Below are 21,817 nucleotides of genomic sequence, written 5' to 3' on the forward strand. Positions count from 1 at the left end.
CTTATGCAGTTTTACGAATGCAAGGCATCATTTTTTACTTTGCAGCACACCAAGGCTACTTTTAAACTGCTACGGGTGCCTTAATGGCTGGATGATGCGCATAGTCTATGAGTTCTATATCTTCAAACTTAAAGTCAAACAGATCGGTGACTGCCGGATTAAGTTTTAGCTGGGGCAGGGGTAGCGGATCACGGCTCAGTTGCAGTTCGGCCTGTTCAATGTGATTGCTATACAAATGGCAATCACCACCGGTCCAGACAAAATCACCCACCTGCAAGTTGCAGACTTGCGCAATCATGTGGGTAAGCAGGGCATAGCTGGCAATATTAAACGGCACACCCAGAAAAATATCGGCACTGCGCTGATAAAGCTGGCAGGACAGTTTGCCATCCTGCACAAAAAACTGAAACAGGGTGTGGCAGGGTGGTAGCGCGACTTCATTGGCCTCACGGGGGTTCCAGCCAGAGACAATCAGGCGGCGTGAATTGGGATTGGTCTTGATTTCATTCACCAGCCACTGGAGCTGGTCAAATCCATCGGTGTTATAGCTGCCATCCGCTTGTTGGGTAGCCCCAAAATTGCGCCATTGATGACCATAGACCGGCCCCAGTTCTCCTGCCGGGCGGCCAAAACGCGCCGTTTGCTCGGCAGTTGCCCATTCATCCCAGATTGTCACCTTATTGTCCTGCAAATACTGCACGTTGGTATCGCCACGTACAAACCATAACAGTTCAATCGCCACCGAGCGGAAGTGTACCCGTTTGGTGGTAACAATAGGAAAGCCCTTGGACAGGTCAAAGCGCATCTGGTGACCAAAAACCGAGGTGGTGCCGGTGCCGGTGCGATCTGACTTTTTGCCACCGTGTTCAAGCACCAGTTTTAATAAATCAAGATATTGTTGCATAGCAGGCCAGCCGGTTTTGCGATTAATCAGAATGCACAAGTATAGCGCAAAACGCACTTAAGACGAGTACCCGCCTAAATTCATGTGGCATAAAAAAGCCACCTGAAAAACATGGTGGCTTATGGCTGAATTTAGTGTTGTTTTAGGTGTTTTTCTGCGGACCCCAGTCATAAATCCGGCGACGGTAGGCATACCACAGCATCCACATACCAATAATAATCATTGGGAAACTGAGCAACTGGCCTTTGGTGACCCAGCCCAGCAGAATAAAACCCTGATCGGCATCCGGCTCGCGAAAAAATTCCACAAAAAAACGGGCCAGACCATAGCCCATCAAAAATACGGCAGATACCGCCATGCGCGGACGTGGCTTGGCACTAAACCACCACAGCAGGATGAACAGTAAAATGCCTTCGCCCAGCGCCTGATACAACTGCGAGGGATGACGTGGAATATTGTCGACATGCGGGAAAATCATGGCCAGTGGATAGTTCAGATTTTCCACCGGACGGCCCACCAGTTCACCGCCAATAAAGTTACCAATGCGGCCAAAAAACAGGCCAGTTGGCACGCAGGGCGCAATAAAATCCAGCGTTTGAAAGGCTGTCTTCTGGTACTTGCGGGCAAAAAATAGCATGGCAATCATCACGCCAATAAAGCCGCCATGAAAGCTCATGCCGCCAGTCCAGACTTTAAACAGCCACACCGGATCACTTAAAAATTTATTAAATTCATAAAACAGCACATAACCAATGCGCCCACCCAGAATAACGCCAATGGCACCATAAAACACCAGATCGGACACCATTTCTGCCGTCCAGCCATCACGGGATTTTGCCCGGTAAGTGGCCAGCGCATAAGCCGTCAGGAAAGCCAGCACATACATCAGGCCATACCAGTGCACCTCGATAGGGCCTAGCGATAGCGCAATAGGATCAAATTCCGGGAAGACAAGCATAATTATTCCAGTACGATGACAACTTGGTTTAGCAAAGTTAAATTGCAAATTAACCGCATTCTAGCGCATTCTATAGCTCAATTTGTGACTGTTTTTATTTGAAATTTATGTGTATTACCGCATTGGCATGGCAAATACTGCCGGATCGTCCTGTTTTTCTGGTCAGTAACCGCGATGAGTTTTATGCCCGTCCGGCAGCACCATTAGGTGAATGGGTAGATAGCTGCATTATTGCAGGGCAGGACTCTGTGTCGCATGGTACATGGCTGGGTATGACCAAGCAGGGTAAATGGGCCGTGCTGACCAATTATCGTGAACCTCTATCATCACAGCAGCTAACACCACATGATCGCTCGCGGGGGCTGCTGGTAACCGATTATTTAAACAGTAATGTGTCGCCCATGGCCTTTGCACAAAAGCTGGCTGCCCAGCATAGCTATGCCGGTTTTAACCTGATCGTAGGTGATTTATCACAAGCAGTGGTGTTCAGTAATCGCGGTACGCCGCCAACTCCTCTAGCCAGTGGGTTGTACACGTTATCCAATGGCCTGATTAGTGAGCCATGGCCCAAAATGGAACGCCTGCGCTTGAGGGTAACACAGGAAGTCCTGCCTATAATGCTGGCCAGCAAAGCCGGGCAACCGGTTTCAGATGATGTGGTTAATACCGTATGGCAGATATTAAGTGATCGTATTCAGGCTGAAGATGAGGCACTGCCGATAACTGGTATTAGTCCGGATTGGGAAAAACTGCTGTCGTCCATTTTTATTCAAACCCCGATGTATGGCACGCGGGTTTCCAGCCTGTTAACACTGGACAGAGAAGGCTATGAGTTTGTCGAAAAAACCCATGTGCCTGACATGGGAAATCCTATTGCTAAAAAAATAGGCTACTGGCATATATAGCCGCATTATGGGGCAGGGCTGGGTTGCGACTGCTGCAAGGTTTTATGGAGTGCCTCACTAAAAACATTACTGGATAACTCAGCGAGCTTAATCACAATATCAGGAAATTTAGTAGCAACCTGTTGTCCCTCAGCACTTTGATAAAAGGCAATTAGCGCTTTCATATCCTGCTCAGAATAAATTGAACCATAAGCCTGAACCAGATCATTCAGCATTTTTTCCTGATCAATATTTTGCTCAAGGTTAGAAAAAAACGTTTCTGGGGTATCGGGTGGAAGTTTACTGCGGGTTTGCTCCATCACTGATTTAATAGTGGCCTGAAGCATTTTTCTGGAGTTGTCCAGCGTAACAATCTGCTGGGCTAATGCCAGTTTTTCTGGTGTTAAATTATTAAAGGCCGCATAGCTTGGGCTAAAGTATAAGGCCGCTAAAATGAATATCATGAATGATTTCATTGCAGAGTTCTCCCATTTTATCTAGAAAAATAAACGATTAGAGTTAAATCAAGCTTTGTTTAAACAACTGCATGGCCTGACCGCGATGGCTGATTTTGTTTTTCTCAGCCTTGTCCAGCTCAGCGCTGCTTTTGCCAAGCTCCGGCAGCCAGAACAGTGGGTCATAGCCAAAACCAGCACTACCACGCGGTTGTTCCAAAATTTCACCTTGCCAGATGCCCTGATAAACCAGTGGCAATGGATCATCCTGATGGCGCACCAGTGCCAGTACGCAAACAAAATAACCCTGAATAGTTGGGGTGCCACTGCGATATGGTTTTAAATCATCAAGTAGCTTCTGGTTATTCAGGGCATCATTGCCATGTTCACCAGCATAACGGGCAGAATAAATGCCGGGCGCGCCATTTAAAATTGGCACGCATAAGCCGGAATCATCGGCCAGCGCCGGTTTGCCGGACAGTTGCGCAGCATGACGGGCCTTTAAAATGGCATTTTCAATAAAACTTAAGCCATCTTCTACGGCATCCGGAATCTCAAACTGCTTTTGCGGCACTACCTGAATAGGTAGGTTTAGCGTTGAAAAAATCTGCTGAAGTTCGGCAATCTTGCCTGCATTGTTACTGGCCAGAACCAGCTGATCTTGCGTTAACCAGTCGTGTTGCATAGGTTTTCCTGCGGCTGCTTGGATGGCTTTGGGTTTTACTTTAAAACTTTATAGGCATAAAAAAGCACTCTTTGCCAGAGTGCCTTTTATTTAAATGGTTTGCCAGACTGGCCTGTTATTCAGCAGTCTGGAACCAGCGGTCAGCACGGTCACGGGCAGCCTGAATATCCTGCTGGGTCAGGTTGGCAGCCAGTTTCAGGATTTTACCCTGTGCCTGTTTGCTGACATTCTTGTCCAGCATGCCATCACGGGAAGCCAACTCATACCATTGATAGGCAGAAGACAGGTTCTGGTTACGTTCTTCAATCAGCGCCAGATTATAGCTGGCACGATTGTCACCCTGTTTGGCCGCTTTTTGTAACCAAACCTTGGCATTATTAATATCCTGTTTCACGCCACGGCCTTCAGCATACATTTGCCCAACGTTCAGTTGCGCAGCCGATACACCCTGATCCGCTGCTTTTTTGTACCATGAAAATGCCTGAGCAAGATCAGCATTAACGCCCTGACCCAGCTTGTAGCGGGTTGCCAGATAAAACTGGGCAGGGGCACTACCTGCTTTGGCAGCAGCCTGTAGTGAGGGCACGGCCATAGTCGCATAATTGGTTGATGCGTTGACACTCGCCGGGTTCATAATGAGTTCGGCATGGGCAGCACCTGCTGTAATGCCAAGGCTTAGCATGAGAATAGCAATTTGTTTTTTCATGTTCGGCTCACTCGATAAATTGCAATTTCCCCAAATAAATTGGGAATATGCTTCATTAGAAAGCTTCCTTGCTGATCACCATTGACCGCAAGACGGTTAATTATGTGTATGTGATTTGCAGCGCATAAGGCTTCAAAATCACGAAACGTACACAAATGGATATTTGGCGTATCGTACCACATATATGGCAATGCGTCAGATACAGGCATTTTCCCCTTTATACCTAAATAGCTTCTGGTTTTCCAGTGGGCAAAATTGGGAAAAGTGATAATGGCCTGCTTGCCAACCCGAACCATGTCCAGCAATAACTGGTCAGGTGCTTCTACAGCTTGCAAGGCTTGTGCCATAACCACAAAGTCAAAACTCTGGTCATCAAAGCGGCCCAAACCCTCGTTAAGGTCTTGTTGAATAATGTTTAAACCACGGCCCAGTGCTGACGTAATCTTGTCTTCATCAATTTCCAGACCATAGCCATTAATGTGCAATTTGCGTTGCATGTGGGCCAGAAGCTCACCATCGCCACAGCCCAGATCCAGTACGCGGGAATGTGGCTTAATCCATTTTTCTGCCAGTTGCTGATCAAGACGCATGGGTATTGCCTCCCGCAACATCGGAATTTTTTATTGAAGAATGTGTAAAAGAATGTGTATTTTGGGGGTAGAGCGGGGCACTTAAAAAGGCTTTCAGGCTATTTACATAGCGCGGAATTGGAAACAGGAATGAGTCATGGCCCTGTGGTGCATCAATATCCAGATAGCTTACCGGCTGGCGATTTTTGATTAAGGCATCGACAATTTCCTGCGAACGGCTAGGGGCAAAGCGCCAGTCAGTGGTAAAGGAAATAATCAAAAAACGGCATTGTGCACGGCTAAGGGCTTGTGTCAGGTTTTCGTTGTGGTCGCGTGCCGGATCAAAGTAATCCAGTGCCTTGGTCATAATCAGGTAAGTATTGGCGTCAAAGTTGCGGCTAAACTGTTCACCCTGATAGCGCAGGTAGCTTTCCACCTGAAACTCAACATCATAGCCATATAAAAATTTACCGGATTTAAGGTCGCGGCCAAATTTTTGCTTCATGGCATCATCAGACAAATAGGTAATGTGTCCCACCATACGGGCCAGAATCAGGCCACGTTTTGGAAAGGTATCCTGCTCCAGATAACGGCCGCCATGAAAGTCCGGGTCTGACAGGATGGACTGGCGTGCCACTTCATTAAAGGCAATATTCTGGGCAGACAGTTTGGGTGTGCTGGCAATCACCGCACAGTTTTTGAGACGATCGGGGTAATCAACGGCCCATTGCAGCGCCTGCATGCCGCCCAGCGAGCCACCAATCACGGCATGCCAGATACTAATCCCCAGCCGGTCAGCCAGCAGGGCCTGTGTATTCACCCAGTCGCGTACAGTCACCAGTGGAAAATCCGGGCCATATGGCCGGTTTTCATTGTCGGGGTTAGGCGACGTCGGGCCAGTAGAACCATGGCAGCCACCAATATTATTGAGTGCCACCACAAAAAACTGGTTGGTATCTATCGCCTTGCCGGGGCCAATACAGCTGTCCCACCAGCCGGGCTTGCTGTCCTGCGTGCTGTGATAACCTGCTGCATGATGATGGCCAGACAGCGCATGGCAAATCAGAATGGCATTGGATGCATCACGATTTAAGCTGCCATAGGTTTCAACCATCAGTTCAAAGCGTGGCAGGGTGCGGCCACATTCCAGCAATAAGGGTTGCTCAAAATGCTCGCAGCGGGGTGTAACAACACCCACAGAGTCGGCAGGAAACCCGTTAACAGTAGACGAGTCAGACGATAAACCCACGATAAAAATTTATCCTGATAGCAGTTAAACCAAACCCCCGAGTGTACGGGGGCAGGACAGGGAGGGCAAGAGGAGAATGCCCGTTTGCTGTGCAAATCAGCACAGCAATTGATGCTGCACTGATCAATGTCTTATTGGCAAATCAAAACCTTAAGTCGTGGTTCTGGCCGCAGTCTTGCGCTGTTGCAAGCGGTTGGTGCAGGACAGGATTGCCTGAATGGATGCCGTGACAATATTGTCATGCACGCCAAGCCCAAAAGTACTGTACTGTTGCTCGGTATCATTGAGTTCTACAATCGCCAGCGCCTGTGCATTGGCCCCTGTGCCCCCTTGATGTGAAAGGCTGCGTTCTTCATAGCTGAGCACGTCAAGCGGCAAGCCCAGTGCATCGATGACTGCTGAAATCGGACCGTTACCAGCTCCTTCAAACACATGGTCACCACCATTGTGTTCAATAAACAGCTTGATGTGCTGCTTGCCGTTTTTGTCGGTCAGTTCATAGTTAATGTGCTGGTATGGCTTATGCACCTGAATATAGGCCTGGTTTAGCAGAGTCCACAACACTTGTGCAGTCACTTCGCTGCCGTGCGTATCGCTGTAATCCTGTACCACCTGGCTAAACTCAATTTGCAGACGGCGCGGCAACACCACGCCATAATGCGCTTCCAGCAAATAGGCAATGCCACCTTTGCCAGACTGGCTGTTTACCCGGATTACTGCATCATAGCTACGGCCAAGGTCTTTGGGATCAACCGGCAAATAAGGCATGTCCCAGTAGCCATTGGGGTCTTGCTGTTCAAAGCCTTTTTTAATGGCATCCTGATGGCTACCGGAAAACGCGGTAAACACCAGGTCACCAGCATAGGGGTGACGCGGATGTACAGGCAGGCCGGTACATTCTTCCACAGTGCTGATAATTTCATTGATATTGGAAAAATCAAGGTTTGGGCTAATCCCTTGCGTGTACATATTCAGCGCAACCGTGGCAACATCCACATTGCCGGTGCGTTCGCCATTGCCAAACACACAGCCTTCGACCCGGTCAGCACCGGCCATCAGTGCCAGTTCTGCTGCGGCCACGCCACAGCCCCGGTCATTGTGCGGGTGTACGCTGATAATGACGCTGTCACGCATGGCCAGATTACGGTGCATCCATTCAATCTGGTCGGCATACACATTGGGAGATGCCACTTCCACGGTAGCTGGCAGGTTTAAAATAATCTTGTTATCTGGGGTTGGCTGCCAGACTTCACATACGGCATCACAGACTTCCTTGGCAAAATCCAGTTCGGTTGCGGTAAAGGTTTCCGGGCTGTATTGAAATGTCCACTGAGTTTCTGGCTGTAAGGCGGCCAATTCCTTTACCTTTTGCGCCGCATTAATCGCTAGCTGCCTGTTGCCGTTACGATCTACTTTCAGCACTTTTTCACGAAAGGTTGGCGATGTGGCATTGTAAATATGCACAATGGCCTGCCTGGCACCTTTTAAGGATTCAAAGGTACGTTCAATCAGGTGGTCACGGGCTTGGGTTAAGACTTCAATGGTCACATCATCAGGAATATAGTTTTCCTCAATCAGCTTGCGGACAAAATCAAAATCGGTTTGTGAGGCCGATGGAAAGGCGACCTCAATTTGCTTAAAGCCGATTTTCACCAGCATTAAAAACATTTTTAATTTTTGTTCAGGATTCATGGGCTCAAACAACGCCTGATTACCATCGCGTAAATCGGTACTCATCCAGATTGGGGCCTTGTCAATCTGGTTATTGGGCCACTGGCGATCCGGCAAGTTGACCTGCTGGTACATGCGGCGATATTTGCTGGCTGGATTGGCTAACATGATCATTCTCCGTATCAGTGCATGGCTGACTGATTACTTAAATTGGGTCAAATAAATTTTATAAAAACAGTGTAAGTTCAAAAAAATATTTAAAAATTCTTGGCTAAAAGCGCTGGCTTTAAAATCATCAGGCTAAAATTTTAATCATCAATCAAGCTGGATAAAAACAAAATTGATAATCAGAAAGCGCTGCACTGATTTTTAAATGGTGTCTGGACGACACAGGGGGCGAGGTAAAATATTATATGCGCGCAAGGCGCAGCAGTAGCAGCAGGCCAAGATTGCGGTTAAGCAGGCCTGAAAAAGAAGGGGCAAAAGATACAGCGTTATTTGTCATAACCCTGATAATAAGCGTTTTAATAAAGCTGTCAATAGCCAATGTTTAGATTCCTAGCTGAGTATTTAAACCTCGGCCCACATGCGGATCAGGTTATGGTACAGGCTGGTCAGCTTGATCACTTCGGGATACAGGTCCCCATGCTGGGCGCGCAGGCTTTGAATGCTTTCATCCAGATTAAACAGCAGATGGCGCTGGCTGTCATCACGAATCATGCTTTGTACCCAGAAAAACGAGGCCACACGGCAGCCACGGGTAATGGGCGTGACCTGATGCAGGCTGGTAGATGGATATAAAATCAGGTCACCAGCAGGCAGCTTGATTTCATGAAAACCATAGGTGTCTTCTACAACCAGTTCTCCACCGTCGTATTCTTCGGGATCGCTTAAAAACAGCGTGCAGGAAACATCGGTACGGATATGCTGATTGCTGCCACGAATCAGCCGAATGGCATTGTCTACATGAAAACCAAACGATTCACTGGCTTGGTAACGGTTGAACAGTGGGGGAATCATCTGGTGTGGCAGGGCCGCCGACACAAACAATGGATGATTCCATACTGCCGCCATGACCTGTTCACTTAAGGCATGGGTAAGCGGTAAGTCTTCCGGCAATTGCTGGTTTTTCTTCACTGCCGCAGACAGCGTTCCGGCCGTAACTTTGCCATGGGTCCAGTCGGCCTGATCCATTTGCTGGCGAAATGCCTGAACCTGATCAGGCGTTAAGACATTAGGAATATGATGAATCAAGACAGCGCCCTCAACTATACCCGATTAAAGAAACTCAATTAAAACTGATCAGCACATCTGCATCAATGAAGTGGCTTAATAGAAAATAGCCTCACAGCGGAGGCTATTAACAGCGTGTAGCGCAATCCCATAAACTGATTATGGGATTTTGAACACTGATTAATACTTGAAGTTTAGCGACAAAATGGCATTACGGCCTTCTGCTTCAATGGCATAGTGTGAAGAATACGCCTTGGTGAAATAACGCTTGTCTGACAGGTTATTGACATTGAGCTGCAGGTTGACGTTTTTATTCACCATATACTGTGCCATGGCATCATAACGGGTGTAGGCCGGCACGTACTTGGTATTGGCAGCATCACCATATACCTTGTCCATATAGAACACGCCAGCACCCAGATTTACCTGTGGCAATACCTGATAGGTTGTCCATACAGATGCACTGTTCTTGGCAACGTTTTGTACCTGTTTGCCATTATTGAGGCCTGCAACATAGTTGGGTGCTGCTGTGGTACCAACATTCACCGCACCGCCATCAACCAGTTCGCTGTCCAGATAGTTGTAGCCAGCAAATACTGCCCATTGCTCTGTAATGTTACCAGTCAGGCCAAGCTCAATACCATCAACACGGGTCTCACCAATATTCTGGGTATTGCCATTGGCATCGGTGGCACGGGTATTGGTTTTTTCAGTCCGGAAAATGGCAGCCGTGGCATTCAATTTGTTGTTCAGGAAATCCCACTTGGTGCCAATTTCCATGGTGCGGACTTCTTCAGGCTCCAGATTCTGGTTGGTAGAGCTGATTCCTTCAGAACCGTCACCGGCATCTACACCAACCGGATTGGCAGACGTGGCATAGCTGGCATAAATGCTGCCGTTTTCAACCGGTTTGAAGGTGACGCCTGCCTGATAGGTAACAAAGTCATCATCACGGCTGACTGGTACGGGGGCAGGTGCACCACGCAGGGTTGCCGTGCCTTCGGTTTCAAACTTGTCCCAGCGCACGCCAAGATCCAGCAACCATTGCGGGGTAATGGCAATATTGTCCAGTAAATACACACCGGTATTTTCAGTGTTGATGTAAGTCGCACCTTTGTTGGCAATGCGGCTGCCAAACCAGGGGTCGCTGGAGGTTGGGTTGGTCAGGCTGGTACACCAGTATTGGGATGAAAACCCAGTTTGGCCCAGACAACCTTTTGTGGTTCCAAATGGCCCTACAACACCAGCCGAGTTTGCCACGGTATAGCTACCCCGGTCAGATTCCTGCTTGCTGTATTCAGTACCTACATTAAAGCTGTGCTTGAGCAGACCTGTATTAAACTTGCCGGTTAACGCCAACTGGTTATTGAAGGTATCGGTATCGGTAATGCGCGAGTTTACCCGACGCCACACCTGACCATTCACCACGTTGCCTTTACTATCGTCTGGCTGGGTCCACAGGTAGTCATTTTTAGAGTTTGACCATACTGCAGTATTGGCAAGGGTCAAGTTGTCATTAAAATCATGTTCTAATTTTAATGTACCAATCTGGTTTTCCTGCTTCTGGAAGTCGCGGTCTTTCCAGCCATAATAAATCCCTTGTTTCACAGCAACCGGCTTGCCGTTAGGGAAGTTATAAGGCACACCGCTGTCTGGCATGTCGTCAGTTTTTAAATAGTAATAGCTCAGGATAGCGCGGTTTTCAGTATCCAGACCCAAGGCAAGGGAAGGGGCAATACCAGCACGCTTGTATTCAGTGCCATCAGTCTGACCCGCCTTTTCATTCTGGTGGCCCAGCACGACCACACGGCCAGCCACGCCATTACCAAAATCCTTGTTACCGTCTAAGGTAATACGGGCGTAGTTATCGGTGCCACCGGATACTGTGCCTTCCAGTGCATCACCCTGATGGGCAACCTTGGAAACCATGTTAATGCTGCCGCCAGTTGAGCCACCACCACCAATGGTAGAGCTTGAACCCTTGATGACATCAACCTGTTCTACTGCAAACATTTCACGGTTTTGTGAGGTGGCATTGCGCACGCCATCCACATAAATGGAGCTTTCAGAAGTAAAACCACGGATAAACGGACGGTCGCCATTCGGGTTGCCGCCTTCACCTGCACCCAGTGTAATGCCGGGAACGGTACGCAGGGCATCGCTAAGGGTAGTTGCCTGTGTGTCTTCAAGAACTTTTTTGGGAATCACAACTACGGATTTTGGAGTATCCAGCAGCGGGGCAGTAAATTTGGAAGACTGAACATTGTCAACTTTGTAGGAATCGTTGCCTGAAGCACCTTCAGCAGTAACCTGAATGGTAGGTAATACATCAGTTTCAGCAGCGGTAGCCAAAGCGGGCAAGGCGGCCAGCGATAGCATGGAAACAAGCACAGTCTTGTTGTGTCTTGCCGTATTTTTCTTGCGACTAACGATATGTGTCATTGCATGTATTCCAAAAGAACCCAAAGAAGTGCTTTGTTACAAATTGTTGGCTATTGTAGTGATAATTATTATTATTAACAATATTTCTTAGGCGGATTTTTAATAAATTATGATGAAATTAACACATTTCCTTCACGAAGTTGCCGATAGAAGTCTACCGATTCGGTATCTACCAGTATGTCATTAAGGTGAAGGCTACGCGAAAAAGATAAGCCTTCCAGCGTACGGCAACGGCTCAAAGCCACATAGGTCTGGCCAGTTTCAAATGCCCCTTTACCCAGCTCCAGATGCACCTTGTCAATGGTACGGCCCTGGCTTTTATGAATCGTCATGGCCCATGCCAGCACCAGCGGAAACTGGGTATAGCTGCCCACTTCAATGCGTTCAATTTCCTGTTTGGCCGCATTCCACTGGTAGTGATATTCCGGCCATTCCACCCGTTCAACTGCCAATTTTTCGCCCGTGCTTTGCAGGCTAACGATGATTTCATCATCATGCAGGGCAGTAACCTGACCAACTGTTCCATTAAGCCAGCGCCGCTGCGGATCATTCTGGGTAAACATAACCTGCGCACCCACTTTAAGGCGCAGGTGCAGCGGTGAGGGCAGGCGGTCTTCCTTGAATTCACCCTCAAGCTCACCGTTATAACAAACATCAGGTGCATCAATCTTGCCCAGTTCGGCCTGATTCTTGTGTTCAACTTCAGCGTTTCTGGGTGACAACCATACCGCTCCCTGTGGCGGAGTTCTGGTAATCAGGCAACGCTGGTTTAGCACGTCGATGCTGCTGGCAAGATCGTGGCCTTCCCTGATATTGCACAGCAGTTGTACAAAATCCTGCTGGGTTTGCCGATAGGTATGGGTAAGTTCAATGGCACAGTAATCGGTGGTTTTCAGGCTGCGGGCATTATAAAACTTGGGACTGCCATAAACCTGTTCAAACAGGTCGCGGGTTTTTTCACTAATTACTGGTGGCAATTGAAATAAATCACCTACCATTACCACCGTCAGCCCGCCAAAGGGTTTGTCGATGCCACGGTTCAGCCGCAGGTAGGCACTAATACCATCCAGCAGATTGGCGGTGACCATTGAAATTTCATCAATAATCAGCAGTTTGGCTTTCTTGATTTCACGTTTTTTGCCTTGCTTGATGTCCTGTTTAACAATCCACGCTGGTGGCAACTGAAACATGGAATGCAGGGTACGGCCACCCACATTAATGGCCGCCATCGCTGTGGGCGCGCCCAGCAACACTTCACCACGATATTCACGGCATAACCATTTAATAAAGGTGCTTTTGCCGGTACCTGCGCCACCCGTTAAAAAAATGACTGGAAACTGCTGTTCAACCAATTGTTTAACAAACAGGTATTCCGGCAGTATTTCAATCCCTTTGGCGGTACGAAGGTTGCCCTGATGCTGCGCCATTTGCGCCATGGTTTTTAGCGCATAGTGTAATTCGGCACTTTGCACCGATGCGCCACTCGCCTGAGTCTGATGTGAGTCAACATCATGGTCAATCAGTTGCAACTGAACTGATTTTTTGAGATGAAAAAATACATTGTTCAGGGCAAAGGGGGCATGTGGCGTGTCAGCATGACCAAGGCTGTCATCATGGTTCATAAAAAATTATTCATAGAAAGCTAAGTATAGAAAAAAGAAAGCGAGCATTAAAAATAAGATGGCTATGCAAGCATTGCTGATCAAAAAAAGCCTGATTAAGCAGCGCTGGATACAAGCCATGTTTTAAGTGTGGTGCCTCGTTATAGCTTAATGGAGTTTCATGCTTTGCACATAAAGTATTCGTTCATTCGCAGTTGTAACAAATTATGAAGAAAATTGACTGCTCAGATGCTGAGACATGCTTTAAACCGCAAAACTTCATTCACAGTTTCTCCCCAAGCGCGGATTAAATTAAAGTTATAGCGATGTTTCGCGCGATGATGAATGAGCGTTTAGACAAATCATGACAACTACTTTTACCTTAAAAACCCTGATGCTGCTTAGCTTAAGCATGGTGTCAATCCATTCCTTTGCTTATACCAGCCACCCTAGCCATGACGATCATGCTCATCAGTATTCCAGAAATGGTCATGCTGTTGAGTATCGTCCGGTTAAAGTCATTCAGGTGAGCCATGAATCACAGCGTGACTTGCACAATCATGACCTGAACAAGCATTACAACAAGAGGGACTTTAACCCGCAGGCAAGCTGGAAAGCCGGCTATGTACTGCCAAACCAGTACCGCACCAAGACCTATCAGGTGGCTCGCTATCGTTCACATGGCCTGCAAAGACCAGCCAGAAATCAGCAGTGGTTTAAGATTAAAGGCGACTATGTACTGGTCAATGTGGTGAACCACCGGATTATCCGCATGATCAATGGCCGTTAAGGCTAGCCGTATCACGAAGCACAGGGCAGGAGCATTAAACCATGGAAACCTCAAGCATCATGGAAACTTCCAACATGGATATTAGGAATATGAAAACACGCTATAAAAACAGATGGCTTGCTTTGAGCCTGATGGCTGCTTCAATGCTGCTGGCCAGTGTATCTGCCAGTGCATGGAACGGTAATCATGATCACCATCAGCACAACCGCTATGAACAACGAATCCAGCATGAACGCTATGCGCATCAGCAGCATGTCAAGCAGCAGATAAAGCAACGGGCCCGCTATCGGGCTGCCCAGCGTCATGCTGCCTATCACCAGTGGCGGCGTGGAGAGTATTTGCCGGTAGCCTATCATTCACCACGTTATGTGGTAAATAACTGGCGAGCCTATCGCCTGAGTGCGCCGCCGCGTGGCCATGAATGGTTGCGGATTAACGGCCGTTTTGTTCAGGTGTCTGTAGGCAATCACCGTATTTCCCGCATCTGGTAAATAGCCATTTTTATACAACGGGATACCCAACAAAAAAGCCTACATCACGTAGGCTTTTTTGTTTCAATACCAATTTTAACCGCAGGGCCGAATCACTGGGCTTGGTACAATGGAATTAGTACAATCCAGCGATAAGGCCCGTGCAGGCTTAGGCATAGGTGGTGAAATAGTCAGGGCTGAACTGCATCATCAGCTCGCCACCGGCCTGAATCTTGGCAATGCGGGAATCCAGTTCTGGCAGCATACGGGTCACAAAGTACTTGGCCAGATTCAGCTTGTTCTCATAGAACTCACCGGATTTCTGGCTGGCTGCCGCACTGATTTTGGCAAACATATACGCATAGCTTACCAAACCAAACGCATGCAGGTAATCGACAGACGCGGCATTAATTTCATTTGGATTGCCCTGGGCATTTTCAATCACCAGCTTGGTGACTTGTTCCAGTTTGTCAGCGGAGTTCAAGGTTGCTTGCTTGATGAAGTCCAGATCGGCAGACAGGCTATTGGCAAAATCACGGATTTCGGACAAATAGGCCGCTACAAACACGCCACCGTTCTTCACCACTTTACGGCCCATTAAATCCTGCGCCTGTACGCCATTGGTGCCTTCATAAATCTGGGCAATCCGCAGGTCACGAACGCACTGTTCCATGCCCCATTCACGAATATAGCCATGGCCGCCAAATACCATTTGGGCATCTAAGGTGGCAGTCAGGGCCACATCAGTCAGGTAAGCCTTGGCAACTGGTGTTAGCAGGGCAACGCGGTCATTGGCTTTTTTTACGGTGTCCTGATCTTCACAGAACTTGGTCATGTCCAGTTGCTGGCCAACATACACGGCAAAGGCACGTGAGGCTTCGTTGGTAGCTCGTACGTTAAGCAACATGCGACGTACATCCGGATGAACCAGAATGCTGTCCGCTACTTTTTCAGGCTGCTTGGCACCGGTAGCACTACGGCCTTGCAGGCGGTCAGTGGCATACTGGGCGGCATTCTGGTAGGCGTATTCAGACGCACCAATACCCTGAATCCCCATGGACAGGCGTTCGTAGTTCATCATCACGAACATGGCAGCCAGACCTTCATTTTCTTTGCCAACCAGATAGCCTTTAGCGCCATCAAAGTTCATCACGCAAGTGGCAGAAGCCTTGATACCCATTTTGTGTTCGATGGAACCTGGGCCAACCGGATTACGCTCGCCCACGCTGCCATCTTTATTAACCAGAAATTTCGGTACGATGAATAAGGAAATGCCGCGTGAACCCGCAGGCGCATCCGGGGTTTTGGCTAGTACCAAGTGAATAATATTTTCGCACAGGTCATTATCACCACCGGTAATAAAGATCTTGGTGCCGGTAATGCTGTAAGAACCATCATCGTTGGCCACGGCTTTGGTTTTGATAATACCCAGGTCGGTACCGGCATGTGGCTCGGTCAGGCACATGGTGCCGCCCCATTCGCCACTGTAAATTTTTGGCAGATAGGTTTGTTTTTGTTCTTCCGAGGCATAGCTGTTTAAGGCCATACCTGCACCAATCGACAGCAGCGGATACAACTGGAACGACGGATTGGTGGCAAACAGCATTTCGTCAGTCAGCACAGTCAGCATTTTTGGCATGCCCTGACCACCCCATTGTTCATCGGCACCCAGACCAATCCAGCCGCCATCCGCAAACTGGCGGAATGCGTCCTTAAAGCCAGCCGGGGTGTACACCTGACCGTTTTCGATGCGCGCGCCTTCTTCATCACCACTGCGGTTAAGCGGCAGGGTCACGTTCTGGGCAAACTTGGCCATTTCTTCCAGAATGGCATCAACCGTGGCGCTGTCAATGTGGGCCAGACCGGCATTGCTTTGCCAGAATTGTTCAGCCTGGAACACGTCATTGAGAATAAAGCGCATGTCTGCAAGAGGGGCATTATAAATGGGCATGGTTCACCTACAGGAACGAGTGGGGAAAGAAACAGGATTAAAAAAGCAACCAGCTTAAAAAAAGCAACCGGACTAGAACTGCAACCGGATTAGAACAGTAACTAAGTTAAAACAAAAACCCAGTTAAAAATTTGCATGCATTATAAGCCAAAATTGCGCAAAAAACGTAGGGATGCGCTACTGCTTATGGATACAGTGCCAGATGTTTTACTGCATCAGGAATACTAATAATGGATAAAACAAAAAGCTGGCATTACGCCAGCTTCTGTTTAGGACTACTTAGAATGCAAAGTGTTCTGCATCCAGCGCCATTAAGGACTCTACACCAGTTGCAATCACGTCCACATGGGAGCGGGTGCGTGGCAGAAGTTTCTTGAAGTAGAAACGGGCAGTGGTGATCTTGGCATTGTAGAAATCGGTTTCGGTGGTGTCACCGGCCAGTTTCTCCTGAGCAACCAGCGCCATGCGGGCCCACAGGTAAGCAAAGGTCACATAACCAGAGAAATACAGGTAATCAACCGCAGCAGCGCCCACTTCATTCGGGTTTTGCATGGCTTTCATACCAATCTGCATGGTCAGGTCGCCCCATTCCTTATTCAGCGCAGCCAGTGGCTCAAGGAACTCTGCCATGGCAGCATTGTCCTTGTTGGCCTCACAGAACTTGTGAATGATCTTGGTGAAGTCTTTCAGCAATGCACCCTGAGTTTGCAGTACTTTACGGCCCAGCAAATCCAGCGCCTGAATTTCAGTAGTTCCTTCGTACAGGCAGGCAATGCGGGTATCACGCACAATCTGTTCCATACCGTGTTCACTGATAAAGCCGTGACCACCATAAATCTGAACACCATGCTTGGCAGATTCAGAACCGGTTTCAGTCAGGAATGCCTTGGCAATAGGGGTTAACAGCGACAGGATGTTGTCCGCGTATTTTTTCTCTTCTTCGTTATCACCGGCTTCCACAATATCAGCAAACTGGGACAACAGGTAAACCAGTGCACGACCACCTTCAGCAAATGCTTTCTGGGTCATCAGCATGTTGCGTACTGCAGGGTGAACGATAATTGGATCTGCTTCTTTTTCCGGGTTTTTAGGGCCGGTTAAAGAACGCATGGCCAGACGCTCACGGGCATACATCAGCGCGCCCTGGAATGAACCTTCAGAGGCAGCCAAGCCTTGAACCGCAGTACCAATACGTGCCGTGTTCATGAAAGTGAACATGCAGTTTAAGCCACGGTTTTCTGGGCCGATCAGGAAGCCCTTGGCAGCATCAAAGTTCATGACGCAAGTGGCGTTACCATGGATACCCATTTTGTGTTCAATGGAGCCACAACGAACGGTGTTGCGCTCGCCCACGCTGCCATCTTCATTCACATTGAATTTAGGCACGATAAACAGGGAAATACCCTTGGTGCCTTTTGGCGCGCCGGGCAGACGGGCCAGTACGATATGGATGATGTTTTCTGCCATGTCGTGTTCACCGGCAGAAATAAAGATTTTCTCACCAGTAATCGCATAGCTGCCGTCTTCATTTGGCTCAGCTTTGGTACGGATAATGCCCAGATCAGAACCGGCATGTGATTCGGTCAGACACATGGTGCCAGTCCAGATCCCAGAAACCAGCTTGGTCAGGTAGACTTCTTTTTGCTGCTCGTTACCATGGTGCTCGATAGTGCGGATTGCACCATGCGACAGGCCAGGATACATGCCCCAAGACCAGTTGGCAGTACCAACCAGCTCAGAAATAGCATTGCCGATAGAACCCGGCAAGCCTTGGCCGCCATGTTCAGCAGAAACTGCCAGTGACGGATAGCCCAGTTCGATATATTTCTGGTAGGCTTCTTTAAAGCCTTTAGGCGTGGTTACAACGCCATCATCATAATGACAACCTTCCTGATCGCCAGAATGGTTGATTGGGGATAATTCGTTTTCACAAAAATCAGCAGCAGCTTCAATAATGCCATCGATCAGTTCGCGGTTTGTACCAGCATAGGCAGAGATTTTGTCATAATGCTGTTCGGCATTGAGCAACTCGTGCATTACAAACTGAATGTCACGTAACGGTGCTTTGTACTGTGGCATATTTTATTTCCTCGAAACGGCAAAAAATTGCACTAAATAAATCACATCAATGGTGGCACGAAAGCGCAATCTGGATTGATGGACTGCATTATTCCCAATAGAGATTGGGCCAATTTGAACAGATGCAAGTTTGGTTCAGTCAGGCATGGCCTACCACCATATTTTATGACTGAATAGTCAAGCATGGTAAAAAATCGCCGCATTATAAATGATTTTTTCAGGGCAGGGCGGTAAATTGAATTGGTTCAGGCAAAAATTAGGCAACAAAAAATATTTAAAGTTAAAAGCCTGTGTGCAAAACGCCAGCACAGGCTTTCAGTTCAGTTATGGCCACTCAGGGCTGGGTGGCAGCGCGTGGTGAATTGGGCTTAAAGCGCAGTTCGCAACGACCCTGTAGGGTTTTTCCATTTTGTAGTTTAATTGTAATTTCCTGCCCGGACGCTTTACCAGTACAGGCTTGTTGCAATTGGGCGCGGACTTCTGGATTACGCCAGCCTTTCATTGGGTGGCGATCATGCTGGTGAGGGCGATGCATATGGTGCTTGCCGTCTCTGGATGCCATTGCACCTGCTGCGTCAGGATGGGATGGAGCAGTCTGGCAGGCTGTGAGCAAACCGGCCAGTGAAAGCGCAACCAGTGCAGGGTTAAACAGCGAAACCTTTTTCATCATAATACTCCTTGGCGGGTTTAAAAAAATCTGGCATAAAAGTAGGAGGGAATACCCTAAAACTTAAAATAAAAAAACAAGTTGGAGAAATGATGGAGCAGCGCTGTCTTGCATATTTGAGTATTTACGGGCAAGGTTTGCATCTTATGAATCTGAGTGCCTGATTGTGACCAAATTACGTCTACCCATTGCATCGCGTCTGTTTATTGCAGTGTTAATGACGACATTGATCATTAGCCTGGTCGGGCTGCTAATGCTGCATTTCACCATGCAAAAGGGCTTTTCACGCTATGTGGCTGAAGTTGAGATGCAGCGGCTGGATGTGCTGGTTGATGGCCTTGCCAACCAGTACCAGCGCTATGGCAACTGGCAGGATGCCATGAATGCCTCGGTACGTTCGGGTGCTGTGCCCTATGACCGGGTCAAAAGACGCTGGCTGCGTTACCAGTATGAATTGGCCATGCGTCGCAGCCTCAAGCGCCGGCTGGAAGAGCGTTATTCACGGGGCAATCCGGCCCATGGTTCATATCTGGAAAATGGCAGTCTGGTTTCGCCGTTGTCTCTGGCGCCATTGTTAATGGATGATCAGGACGCAGGGCGCGCCTATTTGCCACCATTTCAGCAATCCGGGCCACCGCCCATGATGCCCGGCCTTGACCGGCTTGAACTGGGCAAGCGACTGGTATTGTATGATGCAGAGGGCAGTTATCTGGCAGGTTTGCGCGCGGCCGAAGATTTGCCAAAACGCAGTATCAAGCTGAATGGCAAAACCATTGGTTATCTGGGCTTACAACCAGCCCTTGACCCGGAAGATACACTGTCAGTTAATTTTTTCTCGGCCCAGAGCCGCTATTTAATCTGGATTGGCCTGAGCTGTTTTCTGGTGAGTGCTATTGTGTCTTCCTTGCTGGCCCGTAATTTCCGCCGTCCCATTGGCGAGTTGCTGGAAACAGCGTCTGAACTCACGCATGGCAATTATCAGCAGCACATTGAAATTCGCCGTAATGATGAACTGGGCGATCTGGCACAGTCCATCAACCAGTTATCAACCATTTTGTACCAGCATGAGCAGTCACGGCGGCAGTGGGTGGCTGATACCTCACATGAACTGAGAACCCCCATCAGCGTGTTGCAGGCGCAGATTGAAGCCATGCTGGATGGCGTGCGTGAAGCCACACCAGCACATTTACAAGGCATGCAAAGACAAGTACTTACGTTAAAGAAATTGGTACAAGATTTAAATGAACTTGCCAAGGCAGATGTTGGACAATTGCAGTGTCACTTTAGATTATGCAATCCGTGGATTATTGTGTTGCAGGAAGTTGAAAGCTTTGAACATAAATTTGCAGCCAAACAGCTCCATGTCAATTTAGTACCACCTACCCATGAAATTGAACTGTGCATTGATCCAGACCGGATTCGGCAGGTAATTGCCAATTTTCTGGAAAATACCCGCCGCTATACCAACGATGGTGGCGAGCTGGCCTTAAGTGTGGAAATCAATGACAACACTTGGCAACTGCATGTGGATGACAGTCCGCCCGGCCTTAGTGATGAAGAGCTGGAACGTCTGGGTGAACGCTTTTACCGGGTGGACAGCTCGCGTAACCGGGCAACGGGTGGGAGTGGACTTGGGCTGGCACTGTCACGGCAGATTGCCGAGGCACATAATGGCCAGATTTTATTTGATCATTCACCCTTGGGCGGCCTGCGCGCAACCTTGTGCTTACCGATCAAGCCTGCTTAAAAAGCTGAGCACCCAATTTAATGATTTATCAATCAGGAACAGTAACCATGGCAAAAATATTTATTATTGAAGATGAAAAAGAACTGGCTGAGCTGGTCCGTGATTATCTGGTTCAATCCAACTATGAGGTTGAAATTTTTAATGATGGCCAGACGGGTTTACAGGCTGCCTTACAGGACAATCCTGACCTGATTATTCTCGACCTGATGCTGCCGCGTCTGGATGGTTTGGGGGTATGCCGCAAGGTGCGCGAAGTGTCCAATGTGCCGATTATCATGGTTACTGCCTTAACCGAGGAAATTGACCGCCTGCTGGGCTTAAAGCTTGGTGCTGATGATTATGTGTGCAAGCCATTTAGCCCCAAGGAACTGGTTGCCCGTGTACAGGCGGTATTGCGCCGTGCCCATAGCCAGCCAGCACAGAAAGCCCTGTTTAAAATTGACGAAGCCCAGCAACGCATCTGGTACAAGCAAAAAACCTTAAACCTGACCCCTACTGAATTTCGCCTATTGGCTTTATTCTTAAAACATGTTGGACAGATTTTCTCACGTGGCCAGTTGCTGGATCATCTCAATCCAGACAGCTTTGAAGTGACTGACCGTGTGATTGACAGCCATATTAAAAACCTGCGCCGCAAGATCAGCGAAACGGCTGATACCGGCAGCAAGCATGAGTGGATTCATTCAGTGTATGGTGTGGGCTATCGCTTTGATTATGATGAAAGCCAGTAAGCTTTGAACCGAATAAAAAAGACAG

19 protein-coding genes are annotated in these 21,817 nt (G+C 48.3%); 5 read left to right on the forward strand and 14 right to left on the reverse strand.

Translation table 11 applies throughout. From position 1 onward, the window contains the following. Positions 1 to 61: 61 nt before the first annotated feature. Both thyA and lgt read right to left on the reverse strand, forming a co-directional pair. Positions 62 to 904 (reverse strand): thymidylate synthase, encoded by an 843-nt coding sequence (gene thyA, locus BKE30_RS03590; protein WP_076877452.1) that lies wholly within the window; start codon positions 902 to 904, stop codon positions 62 to 64. A 142-nt stretch (positions 905 to 1,046) separates the two neighbouring features. Further along, positions 1,047 to 1,862, reverse strand: coding sequence for a prolipoprotein diacylglyceryl transferase (gene lgt / locus BKE30_RS03595; RefSeq protein ID WP_076877288.1), 816 nt, complete (start codon positions 1,860 to 1,862; stop codon positions 1,047 to 1,049). Between the two features lie 107 nt (positions 1,863 to 1,969). Between lgt and BKE30_RS03600 the strand changes: the two genes are divergently transcribed. After that, positions 1,970 to 2,767 carry an NRDE family protein gene (locus tag BKE30_RS03600; RefSeq protein WP_076877289.1) on the forward strand — a complete coding sequence of 266 codons (798 nt, stop codon included), beginning with the start codon at positions 1,970 to 1,972 and terminating at the stop codon, positions 2,765 to 2,767. Positions 2,768 to 2,772: 5 nt separating this feature from the next. Here the strand turns inward: BKE30_RS03600 and BKE30_RS03605 are convergent, their stop codons facing one another. From BKE30_RS03605 to BKE30_RS16510, 9 genes are all read right to left on the reverse strand, one after another. Further along, positions 2,773 to 3,210 carry a DUF2059 domain-containing protein gene (locus tag BKE30_RS03605; RefSeq protein WP_076877290.1) on the reverse strand — a complete coding sequence of 146 codons (438 nt, stop codon included), beginning with the start codon at positions 3,208 to 3,210 and terminating at the stop codon, positions 2,773 to 2,775. A gap of 55 nt (positions 3,211 to 3,265) precedes the next feature. Then, positions 3,266 to 3,886: an RdgB/HAM1 family non-canonical purine NTP pyrophosphatase gene (rdgB, locus tag BKE30_RS03610; protein WP_076877291.1), complete on the reverse strand. Its 621-nt coding sequence runs from the start codon at positions 3,884 to 3,886 to the stop codon at positions 3,266 to 3,268. A 115-nt stretch (positions 3,887 to 4,001) separates the two neighbouring features. Beyond that, positions 4,002 to 4,592, reverse strand: coding sequence for a tetratricopeptide repeat protein (locus tag BKE30_RS03615; RefSeq protein ID WP_076877292.1), 591 nt, complete (start codon positions 4,590 to 4,592; stop codon positions 4,002 to 4,004). Next, on the reverse strand, positions 4,589 to 5,182 hold the full coding sequence (gene metW, locus BKE30_RS03620; protein WP_026471190.1) for a methionine biosynthesis protein MetW: 594 nt from the start codon (positions 5,180 to 5,182) through the stop codon (positions 4,589 to 4,591). Before metW ends, BKE30_RS03615 begins: the two co-directional genes overlap by 4 nt. Then, on the reverse strand, positions 5,172 to 6,410 hold the full coding sequence (gene metX, locus BKE30_RS03625; RefSeq protein ID WP_083698416.1) for a homoserine O-succinyltransferase MetX: 1,239 nt from the start codon (positions 6,408 to 6,410) through the stop codon (positions 5,172 to 5,174). The genes metW and metX overlap by 11 nt, the downstream gene beginning before the upstream one ends. A 150-nt stretch (positions 6,411 to 6,560) precedes the next feature. Further along, positions 6,561 to 8,252 carry a 2-isopropylmalate synthase gene (gene leuA, locus BKE30_RS03630; protein ID WP_076877453.1) on the reverse strand — a complete coding sequence of 564 codons (1,692 nt, stop codon included), beginning with the start codon at positions 8,250 to 8,252 and terminating at the stop codon, positions 6,561 to 6,563. A gap of 399 nt (positions 8,253 to 8,651) precedes the next feature. Then, the gene (locus tag BKE30_RS03635; RefSeq protein WP_076877293.1) at positions 8,652 to 9,335 is read right to left on the reverse strand and encodes a Fe2+-dependent dioxygenase; all 684 of its coding nucleotides are present in this window, start codon (positions 9,333 to 9,335) and stop codon (positions 8,652 to 8,654) included. A gap of 159 nt (positions 9,336 to 9,494) precedes the next feature. Next, on the reverse strand, positions 9,495 to 11,756 hold the full coding sequence (locus BKE30_RS03640; protein WP_076877294.1) for a TonB-dependent receptor: 2,262 nt from the start codon (positions 11,754 to 11,756) through the stop codon (positions 9,495 to 9,497). A 107-nt stretch (positions 11,757 to 11,863) separates the two neighbouring features. Then, the gene (locus BKE30_RS16510; protein WP_083698417.1) at positions 11,864 to 13,378 is read right to left on the reverse strand and encodes an ATP-dependent DNA helicase; all 1,515 of its coding nucleotides are present in this window, start codon (positions 13,376 to 13,378) and stop codon (positions 11,864 to 11,866) included. Positions 13,379 to 13,721: 343 nt separating this feature from the next. On the opposite strand from BKE30_RS16510, the gene BKE30_RS03650 reads away from it, so the two are divergent. Together BKE30_RS03650 and BKE30_RS03655 are read left to right on the forward strand one after the other, a co-directional pair. Continuing rightward, a complete protein-coding gene (locus BKE30_RS03650) occupies positions 13,722 to 14,147 on the forward strand; it encodes an RcnB family protein (RefSeq protein WP_076877295.1) in 426 nt (141 codons plus the stop codon). 41 nt (positions 14,148 to 14,188) lie between these two features. Next, positions 14,189 to 14,638, forward strand: a complete 450-nt coding sequence (locus BKE30_RS03655; RefSeq protein ID WP_076877296.1) for an RcnB family protein — start codon at positions 14,189 to 14,191, stop codon at positions 14,636 to 14,638. Between the two features lie 148 nt (positions 14,639 to 14,786). Here the strand turns inward: BKE30_RS03655 and BKE30_RS03660 are convergent, their stop codons facing one another. The 3 genes from BKE30_RS03660 to BKE30_RS03670 all read right to left on the reverse strand — a co-directional run bounded on the left by BKE30_RS03660 (position 14,787) and on the right by BKE30_RS03670 (position 19,317). Continuing rightward, on the reverse strand, positions 14,787 to 16,568 hold the full coding sequence (locus BKE30_RS03660) for an acyl-CoA dehydrogenase C-terminal domain-containing protein (protein WP_076877297.1): 1,782 nt from the start codon (positions 16,566 to 16,568) through the stop codon (positions 14,787 to 14,789). A 279-nt stretch (positions 16,569 to 16,847) separates the two neighbouring features. Next, entirely contained in the window at positions 16,848 to 18,647 is a 1,800-nt protein-coding gene (locus BKE30_RS03665) for an acyl-CoA dehydrogenase C-terminal domain-containing protein (protein ID WP_076877298.1), read from the reverse strand. A gap of 334 nt (positions 18,648 to 18,981) precedes the next feature. Next, positions 18,982 to 19,317: a hypothetical protein gene (locus BKE30_RS03670; RefSeq protein WP_143253639.1), complete on the reverse strand. Its 336-nt coding sequence runs from the start codon at positions 19,315 to 19,317 to the stop codon at positions 18,982 to 18,984. Positions 19,318 to 19,480: 163 nt separating this feature from the next. Between BKE30_RS03670 and baeS the strand changes: the two genes are divergently transcribed. Together baeS and BKE30_RS03680 are read left to right on the forward strand one after the other, a co-directional pair. Then, the gene (baeS, locus tag BKE30_RS03675) at positions 19,481 to 21,061 is read left to right on the forward strand and encodes a sensor histidine kinase efflux regulator BaeS (protein ID WP_083698418.1); all 1,581 of its coding nucleotides are present in this window, start codon (positions 19,481 to 19,483) and stop codon (positions 21,059 to 21,061) included. Positions 21,062 to 21,108: 47 nt separating this feature from the next. Beyond that, entirely contained in the window at positions 21,109 to 21,792 is a 684-nt protein-coding gene (locus BKE30_RS03680; protein WP_076877456.1) for a response regulator, read from the forward strand. Positions 21,793 to 21,817 lie beyond the last annotated feature (25 nt).

The organism is Alkanindiges hydrocarboniclasticus (assembly GCF_001982605.1).
Lineage (GTDB): Bacteria > Pseudomonadota > Gammaproteobacteria > Pseudomonadales > Moraxellaceae > Alkanindiges > Alkanindiges hydrocarboniclasticus.